The sequence below is a fragment of the Halomonas eurihalina genome, assembly GCF_008274785.1.
GTDB lineage: Bacteria > Pseudomonadota > Gammaproteobacteria > Pseudomonadales > Halomonadaceae > Halomonas > Halomonas eurihalina.
Genome location: NZ_VTPU01000010.1, coordinates 139,895 through 165,315 on the forward strand (window position 1 = coordinate 139,895; position 25,421 = coordinate 165,315).

A 25,421-nucleotide genomic window follows, 5' to 3' on the forward strand; every position below is an offset into this window, starting at 1 on the left:
GGCCCGAGGTCCGGACCAAGAGGATATTGCTTATCGCTACTTCAACGCCTCCCACTCCGCCCGATGCACCGCAAGGCGACACCGCCTCGAGCAGTGTGACATCGACGGACTACATGGTGACCGAACTGTCGCAGAAGGGTCTTTTCCAGGGAATGCACAAGGGAATGACCCTGACCTCCGCCACCCTGGTCCTGGCCTTCGTGCTGTTCACTGGCCTCGGCCCTCAACTGGCTGGCGAGATATTCGGCACGGCGCGCACCTGGATCGAAAGCACCTTCAGCGGCTACTACCTGGTGACCGTCATGCTGTTGCTGGCGGTCTGCGCTTTCATCGTTGTCAGCCGCTTCGGCAGTATCCGTCTGGGCAGCGACGACAGCCGCCCAGAATTCAGTAATTTCGCCTGGTTCTCGATGCTGTTCTCCGCCGGCATCGGTATCGGCATTCTCTTCTTCGGTGTCGCCGAGCCGGTCTTCTACCTGGACGACAGCGGCGCTTTCGGCTATCCCAACAATCCCCACGCCGACATGGCCGGCGCCACCGCCATCGGCCACGAGCGCGCCATCGACGCCCTGCGCGTCTCGGTGTTCCACTGGGGACTGCACGGCTGGGCCATCTACGTCATCGTCGGCATGTCACTGGCCTATTTCGCCTATCGGCGTGGCCTGCCCCTTGCCTTGCGATCGGCCCTGTACCCCTTCATCGGCGAGCGCATCTACGGTCCCATCGGCCACCTGGTCGACATTCTCGGCGTGCTCGGCTGCGTATTCGGCGTCGCCACCTCCCTGGGGCTCGGCGTCAGCCAGATGGCCGTCGGCCTGCAGCGCCTGGTGGGAATCAGCGACGGCCTGGATACTCAGCTCATCCTGATCGCCGGCATCTCACTCATTTCCATTCTCTCAGCAGTGTCCGGCGTGCAGAAGGGCATCAAGCTCATCTCCGAACTCAACATCTGGGTCTCGGTGGTGGTGGTCGGCGCCTTCCTGCTGGGCGGCCCCACCCTGTGGCTGGTCCAGGCCTTCGGTGCGACCCTGCTCGACTACGCCGCCAACGTCATTCCCATGGGCCTTTGGTATGCCGACGAGCCCGGGCCGGCCGCCTGGCAACAGGCCTGGACCATCTTCTACTGGGGCTGGTGGCTGGCCTGGGCACCCTTCGTCGGCCTGTTCATCGCGCGCATCTCGCGGGGCCGCACCCTGCGCGAGTTCGTGCTCGGCGTGCTGCTGGTACCGACCCTGATCATCTTCGTCTGGCTGGTGATCTTCGGCGGCAATGCGCTCTACCAGGAACTCCACGCCACGGGCGGCCCCGGCAATGCCGGCATCATCGAGCTGGTCAATGCCTGGAACCTGCCGGCCGCGCTGTTCGCCAGCGCCGACGGCATCGCCGGCACCGGCACGTTGGGCTGGACTCTGTCGGCACTGATGGTGTTTCTGCTGATGAGCTGGTTCGTCACCTCGTCGGATTCCGGCACCCTGGTGCTGACCACCATCCTGTCGCTCGGCAACGACCATCCTCCACGGCGCTTTCGGGTCTTCTGGGGCGTGGTGATCGGCCTGGTCGCCGCTGTACTGCTGGTTGCCGGCGGCCTCAAGGCACTGCAGACCGCCCTGATTGCCGCCGCCCTGCCGTTGAGCGTGGTCATTCTGGTCATGACCGCCGGCGTGCTGGTCTCGTTGCTGCAGGAATCGCGCCGGCCGCGCGTGGTGAACGAGTGATGCAGATCGATGCCTTTCGCCGCTGCTTCGAGCGCGGCCTCGACGCCCTCGCCGGGCTACCCATCGAGGCGGCCTGGCGGCGTTACGATGCGCTTTGCATCGGCTTCGCTCCTGCCGACCCCGCCGGCATGACAATCACCGACGAGCGCATCGCCGGCATTGACGTGCGACGCTTCCAGCCAGCCGCCGTCGGGAGAGGCCCGGTACTCTATGCCCACGGCGGTGGCTGGAATCTTGGTTCAGTGCGCAGCCACCACGGCATCGCCGCCGACCTCGCCGAACGACTGGGGCTCGACGTGATCAGCGTCGACTACCACCTGCTCCCGGAGGCCTCCTACGCCGAGGCCCTCGACGACTGCCGTCGAGTGGCCGAAGCCTGTGCGCCCGTAGCCCTGGTCGGCGACAGCGCCGGCGGACGGCTGGTCATGGATGTCGCTCGGCTGTCGCCCTGGCGCGGCGTACTGGGCCTGATCTACCCACCGGTGGGCCGGCCGACCCCGGAGACACTGGGAGCGGACGCGCCACTACTCTCGCGGGACGATATCCTGACCCTGTGGCGCACCATCGCCGGCGACGTGCCGATGCCAGACGACGCCTCACCACCGACCGTGTCCCTCGAAGTGCTGGCGGTGGAGCACGACCCGCTCACCCGACCGCTCGAGATGGCCATCGCCGCCTGGCGTCTCACCGGCGCCAGCATCGGTTATCGATGCGCTCCTGGCATGCTGCACGGCGCCCTGCACGCCCATGCCGAGCTGCCGGCGATGCACGACGCCTGGCGGGATTTCTGTCAGGCCCTGGCAAACCGGCTGGCATGAGACCGCCGCACGCCGCGCCAGCTACAAATTCAATTTATATCAGCGGATAGAAATGATCGATTGTGCCGCCATTCCCGCCTGTCTAGGCTGCAGCAGCAGTGCCATGCCGCCTCGCGCATGGCATCGAGGCCATCGCTTTCACCAAGGAGTTCCACTCATGTCGTCCCGACTGCTTCCCCTCGCACTCGCTGTTGCCGCCGGTTCCGCCCAGGCGGCGGCTGACCCTTGCAACGACACCACCATGGACCAGCAGGTCGAGACACTGATGACCCGCCATGACATCCCAGGCATCTCCGTGGCCATGGTGGATCATGGGAAAGTGTGCGTCAGTCATTATGGCGTGGCCTCCCGGGACACCGGGGCTGTCGTGGACGATGCCACCCTGTTCGAGATCGGCTCGGTCAGCAAGACCTTCACCTCGGTACTCGCCGCCTGGGTGCACCAACAGGGTGGATTCAAGTGGAACGACACCGTCGCCAGCATCGAGCCGGACTTCGATGGCAGCCCCATAGGCGAGGTCTCCATGATCGAACTGGCGACCTACACGGCCGGCGGCCTGCCGCTGCAATTTCCCGAAGGTGTGACGGCTCATGACGTCCATGATTATTACGCGAGCTGGCAACCCGAGTATTCGCCCGGCACCCAACGCCTCTACTCGAACCCCAGCATCGGCCTGTTCGGCGAGCTGGCGGCCCGGAGTCGCGACATCACCTTCGAGGCGTTGATGCAAAAGCACGTCCTGCCGGCGCTCGGGCTGGAACACACCTGGCTCGAGGTGCCGGAAGGCCGGGCACGCCACTATGCCCAAGGCTACAATCGTGACAACGAGCCGGTGCGGGTCAACCCCGGCGCCATGGATGCCCAGGCCTACGGTATCAAGACCACGGCGCTGGACCTGGCGCGGTTCGTCCAGGCCAACATCGACGCTCATCAACGTGACGACTCGATCTCTCGGGTACTGCTGGAAACCCAGCACGGCTACGCTGCCGTCGGCGACATGCAGCAGGGCCTGGGTTGGGAGAGTTATGCCCTGCCAGTCACGCTCGACACCCTCCAGGCCGGCACCACCTCAGAGATGGCGCTGTCGCCTCAGCCCGCCAGCCTGCTGGGCACCGAGGGCGACCCGCAGCCACAGCGCTGGTACCACAAGACCGGCTCGACCGGCGGGTTCGGGGCCTACGCCGCCTACATGCCAGCCCGCGAACAGGGCATCGTGATCCTTGCCAACAAGGGCTATCCCAATGGCAAACGTGTCGAAGCGGCCTGGCACATTCTGACGTCGCCGGATCCCTGATCGAGACGCGTCTTCGGCGCGACCCAACCCAGGACCAACTCGTGTAGCCGCTCCCGGACATCGCCGGACCGAGCCTCATTCCTTTCGGATCTGTCGGGGGGAGCGGCCATAATGTCCGCGAAATGCCCGGGCAAAGCTCGAGCTCGAGCCGAAGCCACAGGCCAGCCCCACAGCCAGGACGTCCAGTTCGGTCTCCTCGAGCAGATAACGGGCCCGCTCCAGTCGCAGGCTCAGATACCAGTCGCGTGGCGACTGCCCGAGTTCACGCTCGAAGAGGCGCTGCAACTGGCGCAGCGAGATACCGCTGCGTCGTGCCACCTCCACCAGGGGCAACGGAGACTCCAGATGCTGCTCCATCAGCTCGACGGCCTCCACCAGACGGCGGCGATGAGTTCCCAGGCGACGCGCCAGGGTCATGCGCTGCTGGTCGCGGCGCGTACGGATGCGCTCGTGCACCAGTTGCTCCGAGACATCGATGGCCAGCTGGTTGCCATGGCGCCGGGCAATCACATCCAGAGCCATGTCCATGGCGGCCGCGCCTCCGGCGCAGGAAAAACGCCGGTGGCCGAGTTCGAACAACTCGTCCGAGGTTGCAATGGTTGGAAAGCGTTCCTGGAAGGCCGGCAGGCTCTCCCAGTGGAGGGTGACCCGCTCGCCTTCCAGCAGGCCGGCGGCGGCGAGCAGAAAACAGCCAGTATCGAGACCGCCCAGCACACAGCCCGCCTCGTCGAGGCGATGCAACCAGCGCATCAGGGCACGACTCAGACAGGCTTCCGGATCGAAACCGCTACAGACGGCGAGCGACGGGAGGTGATGCACCGCCTCGATGGACTGGTCGGCGAGCAGCGTCATGCCGTTGGAGGCGGTCACCGGCTCGCCGTCCTGGCTGAGCAGCGTCCAGTCGAACAGCGGCCGGCCGCTGATGCGGTTGGCGATGCGCAGCGGCTCGACGGCCGAGAAGAAGGCCATCATGGAGAAGCGCGGCAATAGCAGAAAGCCGACGAGCTCCGGCGTGGGTCCGGTGTAATCGAGGCGCATGACGGCAGGCCAAGGGAGAAAACGAGCCGGTCATGATGACCGGCTCGTTCCTGTCGAGCAATATGACCTCAGTCGAAGTGCGCCTTGACCGCCTCGATGGCGGGGCGGCCATCGCGCGCCTCGACACCCTCGAGCCAAGTCGCCACGGTGTCGTAGTGCGCCGGGATCCATTCGCTGGCCACCTCGTCGGCGGACCGCTCCTCATAACTATAGGCATGCACCCAGTCGTTCTGGTCGGTAGTATCCACCACGTACTGGGTCATGAAGCGATGGACATCGCCATCGCGTTCCTTCAGATCGCCCGGCACCACGGTCCAGACCGTGCTCTCGATCTCCGCCACGCCGGCATCATCGGCGCCTTCGAGATAGACGAGATCGAAACTGACATTCATCCAGTGCGGCTCCCAGCCAACGAAGGTCACCCATTCGCCATCGCGCATCTTCTGCTCGGCCTGGGCGAGCATCGCCGCCGTAGAACTCTCGCGCAGCTTCCAGTCGCCGAGATCGGCCAGATCCTCATCGATGGCCGCATTGAGAGCGGTATTGATGCCGGTGCCCGCCTCAATGCCCAGGATGGTAGCGTCGAAGCGCTCGCGTTGGGCATTCAAGTCCGCCACCGACTCGACACCGGCTTCGTAGACATAGCGCGGCACCACCAACCCGGAAATCGCCCCCTGGATATTGGCGGCGGCCTTTTCCACCTTGCCGTCGGCCACCAGGGGTTCGACCATGTCGGTCTGCACTGGATACCAGCCGCCCAGGTAAGCATCCAGGTCGCCCTCGGCAACGCCATTGAGGATCACGCTCACCGCCAGTTCCTCCTGACGAGTCTCATAGCCCATGGCCTCCAGCAGCTGGGCGGCGACTTCGGACTTGACGGTAACCCCCGGCCAGGGCGGTACACCGAGGCGCACTTCCTCGAGATCGGCCTGGGTCAGGGGCGCGACCAGGGACGTCAGCGCCAGGGTGGCGCCCAGCAGGTGGCGACGACAGTGCGAAATCGGCATGGTGAACTCCTGTTGCATAGGGAATGCCTCCAGTCTGACGTCTTTCGTCAGGGCAACTTTGCGAAAGTCGACCCATAAGCGACACCATGCGACATGCCCGATGCATCCTCGCTTCCATTGCAACGGCTCCGATGCCCTCTACAATCGTCTTCCCGATTCAACGCCCAACGGCCAGGTCCGACTGCCATGCGTCTACAGCCCCAGGTTCCCGAACCGGAATCCATCGGCTTTCTGCTGCTGCCGCGTTTCGCCATGGTGGCCTTCTTCTCGGCTATCGAGCCGCTGCGCATCGCCAACCGCATCAGCGGTCGTACGTTGTTCCACTGGGATGTCATCAGTCGTGACGGCGGCCCCGTCACCGCCTCCAACGGCATGCCACTCGCCGCCACCTGGTCGTTGCAGGACGCCCCTGAGACGCCGAGCCTGGCGGTCTGCGCGAGCTTCGCCCCGGAACAGGCCCTCGATGGCGAGCTACTGGAGTGGCTGCGCTCGCGTGCCCGAGCCGGCTGCGTGCTGGGCGGCATGGATACCGGCTGTTTTGCGCTCGCCGCCGCCGGCCTGCTCGACGATCAGACCGTGACCCTGCACTGGGAGTCGCTGCCCGAATTCCGCGCGCGATTTCCCGGGATCGAGGCAGTCGAATCGCTCTACGAAGTCTCGGCCGAAGGCTTCTCCTGCGCCGGCGGCAGTTCGGCCATCGACATGAGCCTGGACCTGATCGCCCGTCGACACGGCAACGAGCTGGCCGCTCTGGTACGCGAACAGCTCGTCCACGACCAGGGGCGCCTGCCCGCCAGCCGGCAGCGCCACGTCGCACGGCCGATCGGCGATGCCGACCCGATGCTCGACCGGGCCATCGCACTGATGGAGACCCACCTGGAAGCCCCCCTGGGCATCCAGGCGCTGGCCGATGAACTCGGCCTCTCCTGGCGCCGCCTCGAGCGCCTCTTCGAGCGTCACCTGGGCCAGACACCGCGGCATTTCTACCTGGAACGCCGCCTGGCCCATGCCCACCAGCTACTGATCGACACCCGCCACAGCGTCATGGACATCGCCCTGGCCAGTGGTTTTGCCTCGGCCTCCAGCTTCACGCGGGCCTTCCGTCGTCGCTACGGGCTGACGCCCAGCCAACTGCGGCAGCGTTGACCGGACGCCTCGACTGTCGAATCGTGCATAGTCGATGTCGAATCGGGTCGCTTGCGATCGCACGGCGGCTGGCACTCTGGGCGCCACTCGACACCGCAGCCCAGGAGGTTCCATGACGACCGACACCACCCTTCCGCTGACGCCGGATTACGATGCCTGGCCGATCGAAGCCCGCCTCCAGGCCGTGGAAAGCTCCCCGCGCCAGGTCTCGGTGCGCTGGAGCGACGGCCGGGTCAGCCGTTATCACAGCATCTGGCTGCGCGAGAATGCCGCCGACGAGACCACCGTCAATCCAGCAACCCGCGAGCGCATCCTCGACCTCTCCACCCTGCCTGCCTGGCCGGAGATCGCGAATGCCGAAATCGACGGCAGCGGCGCGCTGTGCATCGATTTCGTGCCCGAAGACCGTCGCCTGCGCTTTCACCCCGGCTGGCTGCGTGCCCACGACTATGACAATGCCACCGACGAGACCCCGCTGGTCCCGGTGACCACCTGGCGCGGCGGTCCCGGCGAGCGACCCGACAGCCTGGACGCCAGCGGCCTGCTCGATAGCGAACCCGGCGACGACGCCGAGGAAGCGATCCTCGCCCCGGCGCTGGAGGCCATTCTCGGCAAGGGACTGGCCCGTCTGCGCAACCTGCCCACCGAGCCCGGCTCGCTGGAAGCCATTGCCCGGCGCATCGGCCCGGTACGCCCCACCAACTTCGGGCAGTTGTTCGACGTGCGCGCCAAGCCGGAACCCGACTCCAACGCCTATACCTCCATCGCCCTGCCGCCCCACGTGGACCTGCCAACCCGCGAGTATCACCCCGGGCTCCAGTGCCTGCACTGCCTCGAGAACAGCGTGGCCGGCGGCGAGGCGGTGATGCTCGACGGCTTCGCCGTGGCCGAGGCGCTGCGCGAACGCGACCCGCAGGCCTACGCCACCCTGACCCGCGTGCGCTGGCGCTTCGCCAATACGGCCCGCACCACCGATCATGTCTGGCACGCGCCGATAATTCGCCTGGATGCCCGAGGCGAACTACTCGAAGTGCGCATCGCCGATTTCCTGCGCGGCCCCCTGCAGACCGATTTCGCGGAGGTCGAGCCGGCCTACGACGCCCTGATGACCCTGCAACGCCTGCTGCGCGAACCCGAGTTCGCCATTCGCTTCACCTACCAGCCCGGCGATCTGGTGATCTTCGACAACCGGCGCCTGCTCCATGCCCGGGATGCCTTCGAAGGCGACAGCGGACACCGCTGGCTGCAGGGGTGCTATCTGGAACGCGACGAGATCCGCTCGCGCTACCGCATGGTCCAGCGCGCCCGGCGTCAACGACGGATCGGCGCCGAGGGCTGATATCAAGTGGATGCCGGGCACATCCCGAAGACGCCAACCCCCTGGCCGAAGAACCAGGGGGTTGTAAAGCCCCGACAATATGCGGGGTTGGTCGGCAAGTTGAAGCTAGCCAGCGCCGACGGTGATCGCAGCGAAGCGTAACGCGTCAGTAAGCCTCCTCGTAGACTGCCATCACCTCCTGTGGTCCCTTGACCGGCCTGGCGTTGAACATGATAGCGGCATCCCCCATGGCATGGGCCGCCAGGTTCGACAGATTGTCCCGTGGGACGCCGAGATCGCTCAGATAGCGCGGATGGTCAACCGACTGCATCAGCGCCTCCACCGCTTGGGCCGCGGCCAGTCCCGCTTCGCGCGCATCCATCCCGGTGGTCTGCACGCCAAGCGCTTGGGCCGCCAGTGCCAGCTTGTGGCCGGCATGGTCGACGTTGAAGCGCATCACACGAGGCAACATGATACCGCAGGCCAGACCATGTGGAATGTCATGGATTGCACCCAGCGTATGGGCCATGGCATGGGCCAGGCCGACTTGCGCCACATTGAATGCCCAACCGGCCATGGTGGCCGCCAACTGAAGATTGGCGCGCGCGGCTTCGTCATGGGGCTTTGCCACCACCCGGGGCAGGTTCTCGCTGATGAGGCGGATGGCCTGCAGCGCCTGACCGTCGCAAATCGGCTGCGAGCGTGTACTGGTCAGCGCTTCGATAGAGTGAGTCATGGCATCCAGTGCCGTGGTCACCGTCATGCGATGGGGCAAGCCAAGGGTGAAGCGAGGATCGAGAATCGTGCTGTTGGGCACGATGTGCGGATCAAGAATATAGACCTTGCGTCCCACCGCCTTATTCTTTATTACCGCCACATTGGTCACCTCGCTGCCAGTCCCGGAGGTGGTGGGGATAGCAATATGAGGGGTCTGCGGTTCCTGCAATCGCAGCATGGCCATGTGATCGTTGCACTTGCCACCATTCTTCAGCACGACACATACCGCCTTGGAAGTATCGATTACGCTGCCCCCGCCAACGCTGACGATGGCATCTGCCCCGCACTCCCGGGCATAGGCCGCCGCCGCATCGACAGTATCCAGTGACGAGTCCTGTTCTATACGGTCGTAAACCCCAACACAGAAATCATCCAGCGCCTCTCTGACCAGCGTGGGCAAGCCCGTCGCGTTAACGCCCTCATCCGTCATGATCACGGCGCGCTTGCAACCCAGCTTGACCATCTCCTTGTAGATGGCCGGCAGGCTGCCGTGACCCGAGATGATATTGGTAGGCGCATTGTACTGGACGAAGGGAGTCTTCTTGTCATCCGACAAAATGGCCATGGCCGGACTGGCCCCGACCGACGCGTAGGCGCTGACATGGACCCGCTTGACCTGAACGAACTCCGACAGCCCGGAAGCTCCCATCTCGCGCCCGAAACCAGACTGCTTGTAGCCACCAAAGGGGCAGAAGTCACCGAAAGCGTGGTAATTGTTGATCCACACCGTACCCGTGCGTAACTGGGTGGCAACACGCTGCGCCCGGGCATTGCTGCCGGAATAGACGCCTCCCGCCAGGCCATAGATGGAGTCATTGGCAATGGCCACGGCTTCTTCATCGCTGTCGAACCGGATCACCACGACCACCGGGCCGAAGATCTCTTCCTGGGCGATACGCATGCGATTATCGACATCCGTGAAGATCGTCGGCGCATAGTAATGGCCACCCGAAATACCGGGCACCTCGACCCGATGTCCACCGGTCAGCAGGGTAGCCCCCTCCTCCAGCCCCAGCTTGACGTAGCCTTCGACGGTCTCGAGCTGTTTGCCACTGACCAGCGGCCCCAGGTGGCTCTCTGGCGAGAGCGGATAGCCGACCCGAAGGGCTTCGGTACGCGCCTTCAACTTATCGATAAAGGCGTCATAGATCTTCGATGACACCAGCAGCCGGGTACCGGACTCGCACACCTGCCCCTGATGCAGAAAAGTACCGAAGACCGCTCCCTCGACAGCCGCATCCAAGTCTGCATCGTCAAGGATGATATTGGCTGACTTGCCTCCCAGCTCCAGCGTGACACGCTTCGTGGAGTCGGCCGCCAGCTTCATGATGTTGTTGCCAACGCTGGTGCTGCCGGTAAAGGAGATCTTGTCGACATCAGGATGAGTGCAGAGCAGATTGCCCACTTCTCTGCCTTGACCGGTAATGACGTTGATGACCCCCTTGGGGATGCCTGCCGCCTTGGCGGCCTCGGCAATGATCAAGGCGGTAAGCGGTGTCTGGGTCGCCGGTTTCAGCACGATGGTATTACCCATGATGATGGCATGGGATATTTTCCAGAAAGCCATGCTGGCCGGGAAATTCCAGGGGATGATCCCGACACAGACCCCGATCGGCTCGCGACGGATATAGTCACGCCCCGGCGCCCCCACATTTCCGGAGTAGGGAATCTCTTCCTCCCAGGGAAAGCTGTTGGCCGAGTAGTGAGCCAAATTACGCAGCAGAGCGGCGCCGTTGGCAGCCCAGAACTTCGACAGGTTGATCACGTGGCCGGCATCCATGGATTCAGCCATGGCCAGACGACCGGCCAACTTAGTCACGTGATCAGCAAAGTCATAGATTCTTGCAGCGCGCTCCTGTGGTGTCATCTTCGGCCACTCACCGTGATCGAAGGCCCAGCGCGCCGCTTCAATGGCCCGCAGGGCATCTGCCTCCCCGGCCTGAGCCACCGTTGCGACCGGCTGCTCATTACCCGGATCAGTCGTAGTGAAGGTTCTGCCATCGGCGGCATCGACGAATTCACCGTCGAGAAAGAGCTGGTAGGAATCCATGGGGTGCATACCTCCTGATTGCCGGCTCCGTCGATCACACAGGTTCGAGGCTGCCGGCAATGACGCATTGTGATTGTGTTTGGATCGCCTTGCCTGGAAAACCCTACCAATGCCCTCTGAAACGACAAAGCAAATAGGGGTGTTTCAATAAAATTGATGTTTTACACTGAAACACCAACTGCTTCTTTCGCAGTGAAGAATAAAGGTTTGCCATACGCCCACAGGAGCACACCAATGATTGAGAGCAACCGCCAGGAAGGCACTGAGAACCAGCGCGCCGCATCGGCCATGCTGGCGATCTTTCCTACTTCCGACAGCCTGATGGACTTCGCAAAGTCGGGCGATAACGCTCCTCTGCTGGAATCTCTACTCGCCTTCGCTCAACGCCATGGCCTATTGGACAGCCCCGACATCGACGCATTGGTTCGCTTTATCGATGAACACGACAACGGCAAGCCGGAAGAGCGACCCGCCAAGGGCAAGCCACACACCCTGGAAGAGCTGCTCGACAAGCGGCAGCAACATCTCTCCTTGAGCTTCTCGATGCGAGCCTGGACCGAGCGCATCAATACCTTGCTCGAAAAGCAGCAAGTGGCCCTACCCAGAGTCAGCAACTCAATGCTGACACGCCTGAAAAGAGAGCCGGCCGACAACCTGCATAAACAGAACGTGCTGCGAAGCCTGGCTTTCTGGATAGGGCATCAACGTGGAGAGCTGGCCAGGGAGTGGCACTTCGAGGCGTTACAGGCGCTTTGCCAAGCCAGCAGACGCACCGAAAACTTCAATGCCGGCGTGCGCATGGGATTTTCTCTCAGCAGCCGTGGTGACCTGATCGACAATCCAGTCGTCAGTTGGTTAAAACGCACCCTGAAGCGCCATCTCGACCAACAGGATGAAGGCTCACCTGGGGGACGATGGAGCAAAGTACACTCGCACGATATCACCACTCTCTATATCGACATCCCCAAGCAGCTCGATGCCAGTACCCCGCTCGCCTATCGCCAATGCCTGCGCCGAGCAGTGTCCCTCGCCCACAAAATGGCCATCAGTTGGGCTCTGTCGGAACACTCAAGCCACAAGCGCTTTCTCTCTATCGGCCTGACAACCGGGACGTTTTCGAATCTTGACGGATATTTGCTGCCGCTACTCGGGGCCGAGCTGCCGGGCGACCCCGTGATCCGGGTGTCGAACTTCACCCGCCAAAGTTTACTGATCAACGATATCAGGGTCATGTACAACGAGCGCCCCACCGAAGTGACGCTCTTCAATGGTGAAGTTCTGCCGATCTGGCCACTGACCGCCCTGTGGAGCTTCATCTATTTTGATTTCGCTCCCGAACTCCAGAACGACCCGGCGCTCAGTCCTACCGAGGCAAGTTTCGAAATCGACACCTGGCAATCCCGTCATACGGATGACGCCAAGGATGCCATCAGTGCCTTCCTACGAACGCCCCATAACGCCATGCTGGGTATCGAGATCGCCAAGACGCTCTATTATCGCCACCGCTTTGCCGAAGCCTGCGACATTCTGCGTATCGTACTCAGTCTCGATCCACACTCCATCGTGGCCCGTACCCTGCGCATGATGATTTATCGCAACATGGCCGTGGAGTCCCCGACCCTCTCCGGTGCCGAAGCGCTGTTTCGAATGGCCGCCCAGGATGCCTGGTACACTCGCCAGCACACCCCGTCACTGACAGAGGATTATTACTGTGAAGTCGGCGTACTGGCATTGGCTGAGGCCCTCACACTCGCCAAATTCTCCCGAGCTGCGGGCAACGATGCCAGACCCGCACACTCTGCGGCGACACGCCTGCAGGCCCTGCTGGAGCAGGCCGGAGATCTTTTCGAGAAAGGCATGGCGATCTCGCCTGCCGGACTACGCTCAAGCTTCCTGCTGGCCGCTTCCCGACTGCTGAGCGCGCTTTTCCACGCAGACGGCGATCTGCTGCTGGAGGGTAAGCACCAAGTGGATATCAGCCGCGAACTGGCCACGGAGCAGACCATGAACCTGCTGAGACTGCGCGGCTATGACGTGGATAGCGCTCCCACACCGGAGGGGAACCGATTGATCGAACGCAAGTTTCTCGACAAGATCACCTTCCACAACGACGCCATTGACCTGGGAGCTTATCAACCCACCTCATGCTACACGGCCGCCGTGGCCCTCTGGGACTTCACTCCCCAGCGCACCGCAGGCCTGGCCCGCCAGGCCTTGGTACTGATCGAACAGGCCCGAGCGATGGCACGCGAACTCACCCGGAGTGGCGTTCATATCTACTCATTCAGCCGGATCCATGGCGAGATTCTCACACCCGCCCGCTTCCTCAAGCACATGGATAATGCCGAGCGGAGCATTCGCCGCGCGGCCGGTAACGCCATCGAGACGCAACCCGACCACTGGCCCTTGCCAGCGACCGAGCGGGTCGAACTGCTACTGATGGCGAATTTTCCTTCATTAGAGTGACAACAGTGGCGATGCCTAGCCATCCTGCGCAAGCTGGTAGGCGGTAACGGCCAGCAGGCCGGCACGCTCACCCACCTGACGGGCGTTATCGGAGCTGGCATTGCCCTGGAGTGCACGAGAGAAAACTCCTTGAAGAATAGCGGCCAGCCGAAATAGCGAGAAAGCCAGGTAAAAATTCCAGTGCTGAATACCGCGGCGTCCAACCCTGCGGCAGTACTCTTCGATCATCGCGGCTTCAGAGGGAATGCCTGCCGCTTCAAGATCGAGCCCCTGCAATCCCTTGATGCCGTTGTGGCCATGAGGAAGATGATAGGGGATACAGCAATAAGCGAGGTCCGCAAGAGGGTGTCCCAATGTGGCAAGTTCCCAATCCAGCACCGCCACCACCTTGGCCTCGTCGGGATGAAGGATGAGATTGCCGATACGATAATCGCCGTGCGCGATACTGGTAGCGGCATCATCGGGAATATTCTCGGGCAGCCACTCCATCAACCTCTGCATGGCAGCCGCTCCCTCGGCCCCTCCGGCGGGCCTATCGCACGAGGCCCGATACTGCGTTGACCAGCGATGTATCTGCCTGGAATAGTAGTTTTCCGCCTTGCCAAAGCTCGACAAGCCCGCCTGCTGCCAATCCACACAGTGCAGATCGGCCAGCGTTTCCAGCATGGAGGCGTATACTCCTCCGCGCGCTGTCGTCGACAACCCAGCCAGATCCGGCATCTCAAGCACTCGACCCTCGACATGATCCATGACATAGAAAGGCGTTCCGATAATCTCGCTCTCCTCGCACAGCAGGCGAGTCACCGGAACAGGAACGCCCGAGTCCTGTAGTGCACGCATTACCTGATACTCACGCTCAACCTGGTGAGCCGATGGCAGCAGCTTTCCGGGTGGCTTCTTGCGCAAGACATAGCGGCCTGCTGGCGTGGTCAGCAGAAAGGTGGGATTGGATTGTCCCCCCTGGAACTGCTGGATCGACAGCCCCTCCCCGACACCGGGTAGCTTGTCGCGGAGATAGCATTGCAGGGCCGCTTCATCGAACCGGTGACTCTCGCGGACCGGTGACAGGACAGGTTGGGATTCACTCATGCTGGGCCTCATCAGGAGATGGTTTCGCCGCCGTCGGCCACGATGACCTGACCGGTGACATAGCTCGACATGGGACTGGCCAAGAAGAGCGCCACCCCGGCGATATCCAGCGGCTGGCCAAGGCGGCGCAGCGGCGTGCTCGTCTCGACGCGCCGCCGGCGTTCCGGGTCTTCCACCAGGGCCTTGGCAAAGTCAGTTTCCACCACCCCGGGTGCAATGGCATTGACGCGGATACTGTCAGGCCCCCATTCGACGGCCAAGTTGCGCGTCAACGCAGCCTCGGCCGCCTTGGACATGCCATAACAGCCGATGCCCGTACTGCCGCGAAGAGCAGCGATGCTGGAGAGCATGATCACGCTTCCCCCGCTCTGCTCCGCCATCTTCGGCAATACCATGTTGCACAGCCAAAAGGTGCTCTTTACGTTGGTATCCATGATCTTGTCGTAGGCCTCATCGGTGAGATTCGACATGGGGCCATACAGAGGATTGGTGGCCGCATTGCAGACCAGAATGTCGATTTGCCCCCATTCTTCCAGGGCACGTGCCACTACGTTCTCGAGCTGGGCCTTGTCACCAATATGACAGGGTACCGAGATAGCCTCTCCCCCCTGCTCGCGTATTGCCTCGGCCACTGCGGCGCAGGCTTCCGGCTTACGACTGGAGACCACGACCTTGGCCCCGTGGTGAGCGTAAGCCTCGGCAATACTGCGCCCAATGCCACGGCTACTGCCGGTAATCAGCGCCACTTTCCCTTCGAGATTCAAGAACTCCGTCATATTCACTCCAATTGAAACTAGTGCGATCAAGACAGGCAATTGCCCTGTCAGGGTATGAGCAAGGTGAGCGATTGCGCCGCGCAGGCCGGCGTCTCCTGCCCCTCCAGTTCGATGTCGATATCGGTTACCAGTTGATAGCGCCCCCCCTCCTTGGAATGAACGGCCTGCGGGACGAAATGTGCACGAATCCGGCTTCCACACAGCACCGGCTGAATAAAACGTACCCGATTCAAGCCGTAGTTGAGCTTGCTGTGAAACCCATCCATGCGGAAGCAGTCATCCGCCATTGCGGCGACCAGGGACAGCACCAGGTAACCGTGTGCAACAGTCGTCCCAAAGGGGGATTCACGAGCGGCCCTTTCGACATCGCAGTGGATCCACTGATGGTCGCCGGTTAACTCGGCAAAGGCATCGATTCGCTGCTGGTCGATCTCGAACCAGCGACTGATAGCGAGAGTGCTGCCCAGGCTTTTTTCGAGTTCGCTAAGGGAATGGATAACCTTCAAAGGGTTCGCCTCATGCGGTTTATAAAATACAAGACCAATTTAGCGGAACTTTATTCCGCATAGCGATCTAAAGTGTTACCTTGGAAATCAGGAATGTCAATCGAGCACGTCCTCCCGGTTTCACTCCTGAGAGGAATACGGCGCACGCCAGGCAAGCACCGAGCAGATAGGCGAGAAATGACAGAACTGATACTGATACGGCACGGGCAAGCATCGTTTGGCAGCAGCCACTACGATCGCCTCAGCGACAGGGGGCGCCAGCAAGCCCAAGCGCTAAAGAACCATTGGCAACGTATCGGCTGGCGCTTCGACCGGACCATCAGTGGCACCTTGGAACGTCAGCTAGATACGGCCAAGCTGGCCAGCCATGCCCCGGCCCTGATCGTTCAGGACAATGCCTTCGACGAGTACTGTGCCCAAACGCTGTTGCACCACCATGGTGGGCCGCCCCCCTTTGAAACACCGTCGCCACGTGACGCTCGACACTTCCATCTGCAATTGGAAGGGGCGCTGCGCGGCTGGATCAAGGCTTCGTCCCACACCTCGTCCCCCGAACCCTGGCCACACTTCAATGGCCGTGTGAACGACCAACTGCATCAGCTAGCGAGAACGGCTGACGTTGATGAACGTCTCGCGGTTTTCACCTCGGCAGGCGTTATCGCCTGTGCCGTGGCCAGTGTGCTGAACCTTGGCACAGAGGGCTTTCTGGCTCTCAATCGGCGCCTATGGAATGCATCGGTCACGCACCTGGCCTATGGCCGGTCCGGTTTTTCGCTGCTCGGATTCAATGATGTGGGAGCCCTGCGCCTGGCAAGTCCCGAACTGGTCACCTACCGCTAGCAGAAGGAAGTGTCATGAATCATCGCTTTACCGACAGGATCGCCATCGTCACCGGCGCGGCCAGCGGCATCGGTCGCGCCATTGCCCAGCGTCTCTACACCGAGGGAGCGAGCCTGATGCTGGCCGATCGCAGCATGGAAGGCCTGGATGCCCTTCAGCAGCATTTCAATGATGCCTCCCGGGTGGCCATCCAGGCCGTGGATGTTGCCGATGAACAGCAAGTCCAGCAGATGGTCGAGGCCACTCTCGAGCGCTACCAACGCCTTGACCTGCTATGCAACAACGCCGGCGTAGCCAGCAATCGCAACATAGCCACCGAACAGGACCGGGAAGACTGGCAGCGAGTGCTGGAGGTCAACCTTCTGGGAGTGGTCAACGGCACCAAGCACGCCTCGCGCCACATGGTGGCAGCAGGTCGAGGCGCCATCGTCAATACGGCCTCGATTGCCGGAATGCGCTCAGGAGCGGGCGGTAACGCCTACAGTGCCTCAAAGGCTGCCGTACTCAATTTCACCCAGACCACTGCCTGTGATCTTGGCCAATATAATGTTCGCGTCAACGCCGTTTGCCCCGGGCTGATCGAAACCGGCATGACCCGGCCGTTCTTCGACAAGGCCCGAGAAAAAGGCACCATGGATCGCCTTGGCGCGCGTTGCGAGCTGCTCCGCTACGGTCGCGCCGAGGAAGTGGCCTCGGCCGTCGCCTTCCTGGGGAGTGACGATGCCAGCTTCATTACCGGACAGGCACTTGCCGTCGATGGCGGAAATACCGCGTCTCTCAACATGCCTGGCATGAAGGTATGACGACGACTCCATCTTCAGCGAAAAAAAAACCAACCAATGACAAAACCGAAGCAACAAGGGTATGCGCCATGACTTACACCGACCTCCCTCCTTTCAAGCAGAATGACTGGGAGGCGCCCGCGGTTAGCGTCGAGGTACTCGACTCGGGTGTCCAGATCGTAAACTCACCTCGCAAGCCGCTAGCGGTGGCCGGCAACCTGGTCGAGGTGCTTGCCAGAGCGGCTGAAAAATACGCAGAACGCACCTTCCTGGCACAACGGGACAGCGACCGCACCTGGGCGCGACTCAGCTTCAAGCAAGCCGACGAGCGCTCCTCTCGAGTGGCCCAATGGTTATTGTCACTGGAGCTTCCCGAAGCAACGCCGGTCATGATCCTTTCGGAAAACTCGCTCGAACACGCCCTGTTCATGCTCGGTGCCATGAAAGCCCGGCTACCGATCGTCCCCGTATCGCCCGGGTATTCCCTGATGAGTCGCGACCATCGCAAGCTGCGTCATATCCATTCGCTCGTAAAGCCGGGTGTCGTGTTCGTGCAGGATGCACAACGCTATGCCAAGGCCTTGCAGACATTGGAATTAGGTGACACTCACCTGGTCGCTGTGACCGGACATGGCGAGAATGAATCGCTCACTCCATTCGCCAGGATTGAGGCAAGCAAGGCCAGCCAGGAGGTAGCGGCATCCTGCGCGGCCATCCAGCCCGATACCGTTGCCAAGATACTGTTCACTTCCGGTTCGACCGGTGAGCCGAAAGGCGTCATCAATACCCATCGCAACCTCTGCTTTACCCAGTCGACTCTGGGCAGGATCGTTCATATCGATGCCGACAATCGTCCCCCGGTCATGCTTGACTGGCTACCCTGGCACCACACCTTTGGTGGCAACCAGAATTTCAATCGTAGCCTGCGCTACGGCGGTGCGCTTTATATCGATGACGGCAAGCCACTCCCCGGGTTGTTCGAGCGTACTCTACGGAACCTGCGAGACATTCAAGTAACCACCTTCAGCACCGTACCAGCCGCCTTTGGAGCACTGCTCGATGCTCTTGAACAAGACGCCCCATTGCGCGAGAACTTCTTCAGCAAGCTCGACTGGATCAGCTATGGCGGTTCTGACATGCCCCAGCACATCTTCGACCGCATTCAGCAGGTAGCCATCGAGGCAACCGGCAAGCGCATGCCGGTGATCACCGCCATGGGATCCACCGAAACATCGGCCATCATCACCGCCACGCATTGGCCCACCGAGCAGATGGGTAATATCGGCTTACCGGTACCAGGTACCACCGTCAAACTGATGCCACTCGGCGACAAGTTCGAAATGCGCGTCAAGGGACCTCAAGTCATGCAAGGCTACTTTCGTGACAATGCCCGGACCCGGGAAGCCTTCGACGAAGAAGGCTTTTTCTGCACTGGAGATGCCGTACGCTGGATTGATCCGGAACAGCCCCGGCACGGCCTCAAGTTTGCTGGACGAGTGGCGGAAGACTTCAAGCTTTCAAACGGTACCTGGGTGCATACCGGCAGCCTGCGAAGTGCCGTGGCCTCGGTCTTGGCGCCTTTGATCACCGATCTGGTCGTCACCGGACAGGATCGCGATTGCATCGGCTTGATGGCCTGGCCCAACGAACCTGGTATCCGTGCCCTACTGGATGACGACACAACGCCGTTCGACAGCCTGGTGAATTCACCGGAATTGCGCCACCTGCTGTTACAGCGTCTCGAACAACACAACCAGACGCACAATCACACCTCGATGCGTATCAAGCGCCTGCTATTGCTGAGTGAGCCGCCTTCGCTGGATCATAACGAGATAACGGACAAGCGCTATATCAATCAGCTGGCCGTGCTCGAACGACGCGCCGAACAAGTTGAGCGGCTTTACGCCACAGCGCCCGACCCTGGCATCATCTATCTGTAAACCCTTGCCGATAAATGCGTATGTCAGCGCCACCGCTGACATACGCAAGACACCACCTCCCCCTGGACTTTCCTGACAATTCGGTGTGCAATAACCAGAGTCTGTCTCTTAGCTTTATCCTCTACTTTCCATGCACCACCCGGCATGAACCTTGGGCATTACGAAACCGCCCCACCTGCGAACAGATGGGGCGGAATTTTCTATCTTATTCATAAAAACTCTACATATTGCTGGGAATCCAGGTAGCGATACTGGGAAACAGCACAACCAGAAGCAATACGAGCAGTATCATGGATATCGGCAACAAGGCCCCCTTCATCACCTTGACAATGGGAATAGAGCCAATATGCGATACGACGAACAGCACTCCCCCCATTGGAGGTGTAATCAGCGCCAGGTTGACATTGAGCAACATGATGACCGCAAACCATACATTATCCCACTCCATGTAGGCGATAACTGGCACCAATAGCGGAATCGCCAGATACATCAAGGCCATGACTTCCAGAAACATGCCCAGCAGGAAGAGACACAAATTGATGAGCAGCATTAATTGCAAGGGCGAAAGGTCCAGGGAAACAATAGTTTCCAGGAGCTGCTGCGGAATCCGACCAAACGACACCACATGGCCGAGTACGGCCCCACCCACCACGATGACCCCGACCATCGCCGACACGGCCGCAGCCTCCATCAAGATGTTGATGAGCTTCTTAATGGTAAGCGTTCGATAAACGAAAAAGCCGATCAGCATGCAGTAGATGACCGCTATGGCCGCGGCTTCCGAGGCAGTGAAGACACCTAAATAAATTCCCCCCAGGATGATGACGGGTGCCATCAACCCCCAGAATGCCTCTTTGAGAGCCTTACGCTTACTCATTCTTTCCACAGGCGCGGCGGAGTTTTCATCGCCACATCCCGCCTGTACCGACTCAGCTCGGGTTGCCGCCGCTCCTACCTGCAGAGGAGGAGTTGACCGATAATTTCTACTAATAAAGAAGGAAAGGGCAAAGGAATAAAGCAGAATCAGCATTATACCTGGCACGATACCGGCCATGAACAGCTTGCCAATCGACTCATCCGTCAGATATCCGTAGATGATCATGACAATACTGGGTGGAATAACACTGCCCAGGGATCCCCCCGCCGTAATGGAGGCCGCTATCAATGAGTCGGAGTACCCCGCTCGACGCAGCTCAGGCGTTGCAATCAAGCCCATGGTGGAAGCAGAGACAAAGCTTGACCCCGTCATGGCAGAAAAAACCCCACTACTGGAAATAGTGGCAATACCAAGCCCCGATTTCGACCACCACAGAAATGACTTGGCTGCATCAAAAAGACGCTTCCCCATTCCTGTTTCCGAAATAAGCTGCGCTGCCAAAACGAACAAGGGAATGGCAACGAGAATACTGGAATCCATGGCGGCGTAGGCTTTTTCTACACTGATGCTGGCCGCTGCATCAAAGCCAATATAGGTCGTCAACAGCGCAATCCCGAGAAACCCAAGACCAAAGCCTACCGGAAGTCCGCTAGCCATCACCAGCAGGAAAGTTATCACGAAACCTATTATATAAATCGTCATGCTATTCACCTTAGGGATTAGTGATGACTGCCACAGCCTTTATCTATACAGACTTCACCGCCCCTCTTTGTTGACTATCTCTTGCAACAACTTATTAAAGAATTGAAGAGAAAGCAGCGCCGCACCTATAGGCAGAAGAGATCCCGGGATCCACAAGGGAACCTGAATCAGCCCTGTACTGACATCCCCCATTTCATAATTGAAATGGACCATCTCGATACCCTTGATGACGAATATTATTGAGTACCCCAGCCCTATCATATGGGTCAGCATTTTCAATCGTCTGCTATTTTCTTCACTTAACCGATCTACCAAGATGGTCACCGCAAAGTGGCTATCGTTGCGTAATGCATAAGCTGCCGCAAGAAATGCAATCGCCATCCATAGGTAAACACTGAACTCTTGCACCCAGGCAGTAGGACTGCTAAAGAAGTAACGCATGAAAACTTCATATGTAATTATCAGCGCCAGAAACATCAGACAACAAGCCGCCACAATGCCGCCAACAGCGCTACTCGAGTCGATCCAGCGTGAGATCAGGTTTCTATCTGGTTGACTTTTCATCACCACTCCCAATAACCAAACCACTCTTCACAAATAAGTAAAGCGTCGAAATTGGTGGTGTGGCCGATCAGGCTATGACTAGTCAGCCCCACCTTTCGATTGATAACTTACTGAAGATTAAGCTCAAGTAGGCGCTGAGCTTCCGGGCCATTTTCTTCTGCCCACTCCTGCCAAACCTCGCTACTGATTTCGCGCACTCTTGCCATCTCGGCATCGGGAAATTCCGATACAGTAGCGCCCTCTTCCGCGGAGGCTGCCATAAACTTCTCCTCCCAGGCTATGGCTTCCTCAAGACTCCTGGCTTGCATCCGTTCACCAGCGCTCAACATGATTTCCTGCACATCTTCAGGCAGTGCTTCCCACTTATCGATATTCATTGCAACCATGATGGTAGGGAAACTCAGATCTATTTTCGTTAGATAAGGTGCCACTTCATGCATCTTCTGAAAATAGCCATTGACGAAAGAGTTAAGGCTGGCATCAGCAACCCCCAGCTTGAGAGACATATACTGCTCTGTCTGGGGAATGGAGCTATCAGGAGAGGCTTCCAGGCGAGAAAATATATTGGTTGCCATAGGGCTTGTGGAGAGTACTCGCAAATTCTCGAAATCCTCTAGTGTCTCTACATTTTTATTTGTACTATAAATTTGCACACCATCTACAAAACTGGTGTATATCAGCTTCATGCGCCGCTTCGCCATCGCCTCTTCAATGATATCCAACGATTCACCTTGATAAACTTCAGCAACCTGCTCCAGCGAGTCGAATGCAAAGGGAAGGTAAACCCCTTGCAGTAAAGGCACCATACCCATAACACGCGGCGATAATAACACTCCAATATCGACATGCCCTCGTGCCACGGCGTTATGCATGTCCTTGTCATCATAGAGCTGTCCACCTGGGTACTCGACAATCTTGACTCTGCCTGCGGCAGCTTCATTGACCTCTTCAATCCAATCAGCACGCGCTTGAGCCACGAAGTGGCTTGGCGGCCCCCAGGAGGCTAGCTTGATTTCAACTTCCTCGGCCATGGCAGTGGCAGAAGATAGTACCCAGGCTGCCGCGAGAGCAGCGAGGGGCAGCAGGACTCTTGGCTTCATCATGTACTCCAGGACTCATTGTAAGTTGTTTTAGCGTGCCATGGCGTCAAAACTTCCCCCACAAGCACAAAAGCGGAAAGTTATTTCGCAATACGAAATACAGTGCCATATTAAACATCGGCAGTAGCAAGCGTCAAGCGTAATAGCGCCACTAGCAGCCTTGGCGCCTAGCACTTTGGTCGAATGCAGTATTTCCTGGCTGAGCAATCCAGGTCTTGTGCGAAAAGTTGACGAGCGAAGGTGAGGGCTAGGCCCGTTCCCTACGGGCCCGCGCATTTCCCACATCCATGTGGGTCACACGGCGAAATCGGTCGACAAATCGTCAGGGCTGACGATTTGGGCATCTCCGCGGCTCGAAGAGCGAGTGACAAGGATGTCGCAAGTCAGAACGCGGAGTTTACAAGGAGTAAATGAGCATTTGAGCGGATTTTCAACGTCGTATAACCGAGCGTAGACACTTTTCGGACAGCGCCTAGATACCAGCGCAGAGATTCCGCTTCTGGCTTGAGCTCAGGCCCGAAAGGTAAGAGTAAAGAAAGACGAAGGGGTAGAGGGGCAGATAAGACAGGAGGGAAAGCCTGGCCAGGAACACTTGGCCTGTGCCCTGTGGAGAGACCTTCCCGCTCACGCGCTTAGACGCCGGTAGACAGAATATCCTTGGCCACATGGACTAACTGTGGACCTAGCGACTGCTGGGCATCTTCGGCAGACACAAGATAGTTGGGGCCGCCGCAGTTCAGTGCCAGTACTCGACCATCCTGGAGCTGCAGAGGAACACCGACAGCATTGACCGTCTTGTCCCACTCGCCCAAGGATGAGCAAAACCCCTTCTCCTCGAACTCTTCGAGAGCCTGATCGATGCCTGCCTTCCAGCCAGGCCACCGCTCTCCCCCTACACGCTCGAGGTCGGCAAGGATATGATTACGCTCGAGTTCCTGAAGACCAGCGATAAAGGCACGCCCCGCCGCCGAGGTGGCTATCGGCAAGCGCGAGCCGACTTCCATCCGCAACGCCTGGGCCTCATCCCCGCGGCAATTTTCGACATAAATCATCGAGAGGCGCTCACGAATGGTCAGCCCCACCGATATGTCGACACGGTTGGCGAGCCGCTCCATGAAGGGCTTGGCGATCTGTCGGACATGGAGGTTGGACGTATACGCATAACCCAGCGCCAGCACGCCGGCATCGAGCTGATACTTTTCCAAATGGCTCGAATACGCCAGATAGCCGAGTTTGGTCAGGGTATATGTCATGCGGGAGATCGTCGGCTTGGGCAAGCCGGTTATCCTCGCCAGGTCCTGATTGCTCAACACCCCTCCCTGCTGACCGAAAGCACGTAGGACATCCATCCCCCGCGCCAACGCCTCAACAAATTTACGATCCTTTTCGCCATTCGTGTCGCGGGGTAAATCGAAGTTCTCGTTCATTAGCCTTATCTTTTTTAGGCTCGAAACGAATCCAGCTATCGCTTCGGCAGCACGTGCAGTTAAACATTGACGCATTCATGCGTTTTCACTTTGAACTATAGTACCACAGACATCGCATCAAGTCTCTGTTCCTACTCTTTGCAGTTCGCTCTGTAGAACACTTGTCCAGTTTGTATCAATAGTGCATCTACCGAAACCGAGGGGGGCGCTTCTCGCGAAACGCCAGGCGCGCTTCCCGCGCGTCTACTGAGTCGAGAAGCCGATTGAATGTTGCCAACTCATGCTCGACGCATTCCCTGAGCTCAGTACGATGCGTGCGCAGCAGCCTTCTCGTCTGCCAGACCGCCTCGCTTGGCTGTGCCGCCAGATGTCTGGCACGCGCCCGAACCTGTGACATAAGCGCCACTGTATCGAATACCTCGCCGACCAGGCCGAACCGTTCCGCTTGGTGGGCCTCGAACCAGTCTCCCATCAAGAGAAGCTCCGTCGCACGATGAAAGCCCATCAATCGAGGCAACAAGAGACTCGATCCTGCCTCCGGCACCAACCCAAGGTTCACGAAAGGTAACCGAAAGCGGGCGCAATCCGCTGAATAGACTAAATCACAGTGCAAAAGCAACGTGACACCAATGCCGACGGCAACGCCATTGACTGCCGCCACAATGGGTTTCTCGCAGTCGATAAGCGCCTCGATGAAGGCCCGTGCAGGAGCGGTATCGCGGTCTTTGGCCGATGTCTCAAAGCCATCGATATCGCTGCCCGCGGTAAAGGCCTCCCCTGCTCCGGTGAGCAGCACGACCCGCACTTCCTGATCCTGGCTGGCAAACTGCAGTTGACAGGCCAGCTCGGTGTACATGTCGGCTGACAGCGCGTTGCGCCGCTCTGGTCGATTGAGCGTCAACTCCAGGACACCTTCGCTCAACTGTGCCTGCACATATGGTGGTATCTCCCCCATGAGACTCACTCCTGGCCGTCTTACATGTTCGGATAATTGGGACCGCCGCCGCCTTCCGGTGCCACCCAGGTGATGTTCTGGGCCGGGTCCTTGATGTCGCAGGTCTTGCAGTGCACGCAGTTCTGGAAGTTGATCTGGAACTGCGGCTTGCCGTCGTCGTCGTCGCCTTCGACCACCTCGTAGACACCCGCCGGGCAGTAGCGGCTTGCCGGCTCGGCGTATTCGGGCAGGTTG

At 59.8% G+C, this 25,421-nt stretch carries 21 protein-coding genes; 9 read left to right on the forward strand and 12 right to left on the reverse strand.

From position 1 onward, the window contains the following. Positions 1 to 113: 113 nt before the first annotated feature. The 3 genes from FZZ93_RS11650 (at position 114) to ampC (ending at position 3,827) form a co-directional block, all read left to right on the forward strand. The gene (locus tag FZZ93_RS11650) at positions 114 to 1,715 is read left to right on the forward strand and encodes a BCCT family transporter (RefSeq protein ID WP_149322500.1); all 1,602 of its coding nucleotides are present in this window, start codon (positions 114 to 116) and stop codon (positions 1,713 to 1,715) included. Beyond that, positions 1,715 to 2,533 (forward strand): alpha/beta hydrolase fold domain-containing protein, encoded by an 819-nt coding sequence (locus tag FZZ93_RS11655; protein ID WP_149322501.1) that lies wholly within the window; start codon positions 1,715 to 1,717, stop codon positions 2,531 to 2,533. Before FZZ93_RS11650 ends, FZZ93_RS11655 begins: the two co-directional genes overlap by 1 nt. A 157-nt stretch (positions 2,534 to 2,690) precedes the next feature. After that, a complete protein-coding gene (gene ampC, locus FZZ93_RS11660; protein ID WP_187774518.1) occupies positions 2,691 to 3,827 on the forward strand; it encodes a class C beta-lactamase in 1,137 nt (378 codons plus the stop codon). Between the two features lie 75 nt (positions 3,828 to 3,902). Here the strand turns inward: ampC and FZZ93_RS11665 are convergent, their stop codons facing one another. Together FZZ93_RS11665 and FZZ93_RS11670 are read right to left on the reverse strand one after the other, a co-directional pair. Further along, a complete protein-coding gene (locus tag FZZ93_RS11665; protein ID WP_149322503.1) occupies positions 3,903 to 4,865 on the reverse strand; it encodes a GlxA family transcriptional regulator in 963 nt (320 codons plus the stop codon). Positions 4,866 to 4,933: 68 nt separating this feature from the next. After that, positions 4,934 to 5,872: an ABC transporter substrate-binding protein gene (locus tag FZZ93_RS11670; RefSeq protein ID WP_149322504.1), complete on the reverse strand. Its 939-nt coding sequence runs from the start codon at positions 5,870 to 5,872 to the stop codon at positions 4,934 to 4,936. A 186-nt stretch (positions 5,873 to 6,058) separates the two neighbouring features. Between FZZ93_RS11670 and FZZ93_RS11675 the strand changes: the two genes are divergently transcribed. Both FZZ93_RS11675 and FZZ93_RS11680 read left to right on the forward strand, forming a co-directional pair. After that, positions 6,059 to 7,018 carry a GlxA family transcriptional regulator gene (locus tag FZZ93_RS11675; protein ID WP_149322505.1) on the forward strand — a complete coding sequence of 320 codons (960 nt, stop codon included), beginning with the start codon at positions 6,059 to 6,061 and terminating at the stop codon, positions 7,016 to 7,018. 112 nt (positions 7,019 to 7,130) lie between these two features. Next, complete coding sequence (locus FZZ93_RS11680) at positions 7,131 to 8,357, forward strand: TauD/TfdA family dioxygenase (protein WP_149322506.1); 1,227 nt, start codon at positions 7,131 to 7,133, stop codon at positions 8,355 to 8,357. 145 nt (positions 8,358 to 8,502) lie between these two features. Here the strand turns inward: FZZ93_RS11680 and FZZ93_RS11685 are convergent, their stop codons facing one another. Then, complete coding sequence (locus FZZ93_RS11685; protein WP_149322507.1) at positions 8,503 to 11,163, reverse strand: aldehyde dehydrogenase family protein; 2,661 nt, start codon at positions 11,161 to 11,163, stop codon at positions 8,503 to 8,505. A gap of 156 nt (positions 11,164 to 11,319) precedes the next feature. On the opposite strand from FZZ93_RS11685, the gene FZZ93_RS11690 reads away from it, so the two are divergent. Then, complete coding sequence (locus FZZ93_RS11690) at positions 11,320 to 13,629, forward strand: hypothetical protein (RefSeq protein WP_149322508.1); 2,310 nt, start codon at positions 11,320 to 11,322, stop codon at positions 13,627 to 13,629. Positions 13,630 to 13,644: 15 nt separating this feature from the next. On the opposite strand, the gene FZZ93_RS11695 is transcribed toward FZZ93_RS11690, so the two are convergent. Genes FZZ93_RS11695 through FZZ93_RS11705 form a run of 3 tightly spaced genes read right to left on the reverse strand, consistent with a single transcriptional unit; the run spans position 13,645 to position 16,000 of the window. After that, complete coding sequence (locus tag FZZ93_RS11695; protein ID WP_149322509.1) at positions 13,645 to 14,718, reverse strand: phosphotransferase; 1,074 nt, start codon at positions 14,716 to 14,718, stop codon at positions 13,645 to 13,647. Positions 14,719 to 14,729: 11 nt separating this feature from the next. After that, positions 14,730 to 15,494, reverse strand: coding sequence for an SDR family NAD(P)-dependent oxidoreductase (locus FZZ93_RS11700; protein ID WP_187774519.1), 765 nt, complete (start codon positions 15,492 to 15,494; stop codon positions 14,730 to 14,732). Between the two features lie 47 nt (positions 15,495 to 15,541). Beyond that, a complete protein-coding gene (locus FZZ93_RS11705) occupies positions 15,542 to 16,000 on the reverse strand; it encodes a MaoC family dehydratase (protein WP_149322511.1) in 459 nt (152 codons plus the stop codon). Positions 16,001 to 16,177: 177 nt separating this feature from the next. On the opposite strand from FZZ93_RS11705, the gene FZZ93_RS11710 reads away from it, so the two are divergent. The 3 genes from FZZ93_RS11710 to FZZ93_RS11720 are packed head-to-tail and all read left to right on the forward strand — an operon-like array spanning position 16,178 to position 19,562. After that, the gene (locus FZZ93_RS11710) at positions 16,178 to 16,840 is read left to right on the forward strand and encodes a histidine phosphatase family protein (RefSeq protein ID WP_187774520.1); all 663 of its coding nucleotides are present in this window, start codon (positions 16,178 to 16,180) and stop codon (positions 16,838 to 16,840) included. Between the two features lie 14 nt (positions 16,841 to 16,854). After that, positions 16,855 to 17,643 carry an SDR family NAD(P)-dependent oxidoreductase gene (locus FZZ93_RS11715; protein WP_149322513.1) on the forward strand — a complete coding sequence of 263 codons (789 nt, stop codon included), beginning with the start codon at positions 16,855 to 16,857 and terminating at the stop codon, positions 17,641 to 17,643. After that, complete coding sequence (locus FZZ93_RS11720; protein WP_149322514.1) at positions 17,640 to 19,562, forward strand: feruloyl-CoA synthase; 1,923 nt, start codon at positions 17,640 to 17,642, stop codon at positions 19,560 to 19,562. Before FZZ93_RS11715 ends, FZZ93_RS11720 begins: the two co-directional genes overlap by 4 nt. Before the next feature lie 220 nt (positions 19,563 to 19,782). Here the strand turns inward: FZZ93_RS11720 and FZZ93_RS11725 are convergent, their stop codons facing one another. From FZZ93_RS11725 to FZZ93_RS11750, 6 genes are all read right to left on the reverse strand, one after another. Continuing rightward, the gene (locus tag FZZ93_RS11725) at positions 19,783 to 21,141 is read right to left on the reverse strand and encodes a TRAP transporter large permease (protein WP_149322515.1); all 1,359 of its coding nucleotides are present in this window, start codon (positions 21,139 to 21,141) and stop codon (positions 19,783 to 19,785) included. A gap of 54 nt (positions 21,142 to 21,195) precedes the next feature. After that, entirely contained in the window at positions 21,196 to 21,705 is a 510-nt protein-coding gene (locus FZZ93_RS11730; RefSeq protein ID WP_149322516.1) for a TRAP transporter small permease, read from the reverse strand. 107 nt (positions 21,706 to 21,812) lie between these two features. Further along, entirely contained in the window at positions 21,813 to 22,805 is a 993-nt protein-coding gene (locus FZZ93_RS11735; protein WP_187774521.1) for a TRAP transporter substrate-binding protein, read from the reverse strand. A 632-nt stretch (positions 22,806 to 23,437) separates the two neighbouring features. After that, the gene (locus FZZ93_RS11740; RefSeq protein WP_149322518.1) at positions 23,438 to 24,232 is read right to left on the reverse strand and encodes an IclR family transcriptional regulator; all 795 of its coding nucleotides are present in this window, start codon (positions 24,230 to 24,232) and stop codon (positions 23,438 to 23,440) included. A 187-nt stretch (positions 24,233 to 24,419) separates the two neighbouring features. After that, complete coding sequence (locus FZZ93_RS11745; protein WP_149322519.1) at positions 24,420 to 25,187, reverse strand: enoyl-CoA hydratase; 768 nt, start codon at positions 25,185 to 25,187, stop codon at positions 24,420 to 24,422. Between the two features lie 20 nt (positions 25,188 to 25,207). Next, on the reverse strand, positions 25,208 to 25,421 hold a 214-nt coding region (locus tag FZZ93_RS11750), incomplete at its 5' end, for a 4Fe-4S dicluster domain-containing protein (RefSeq protein WP_187774522.1).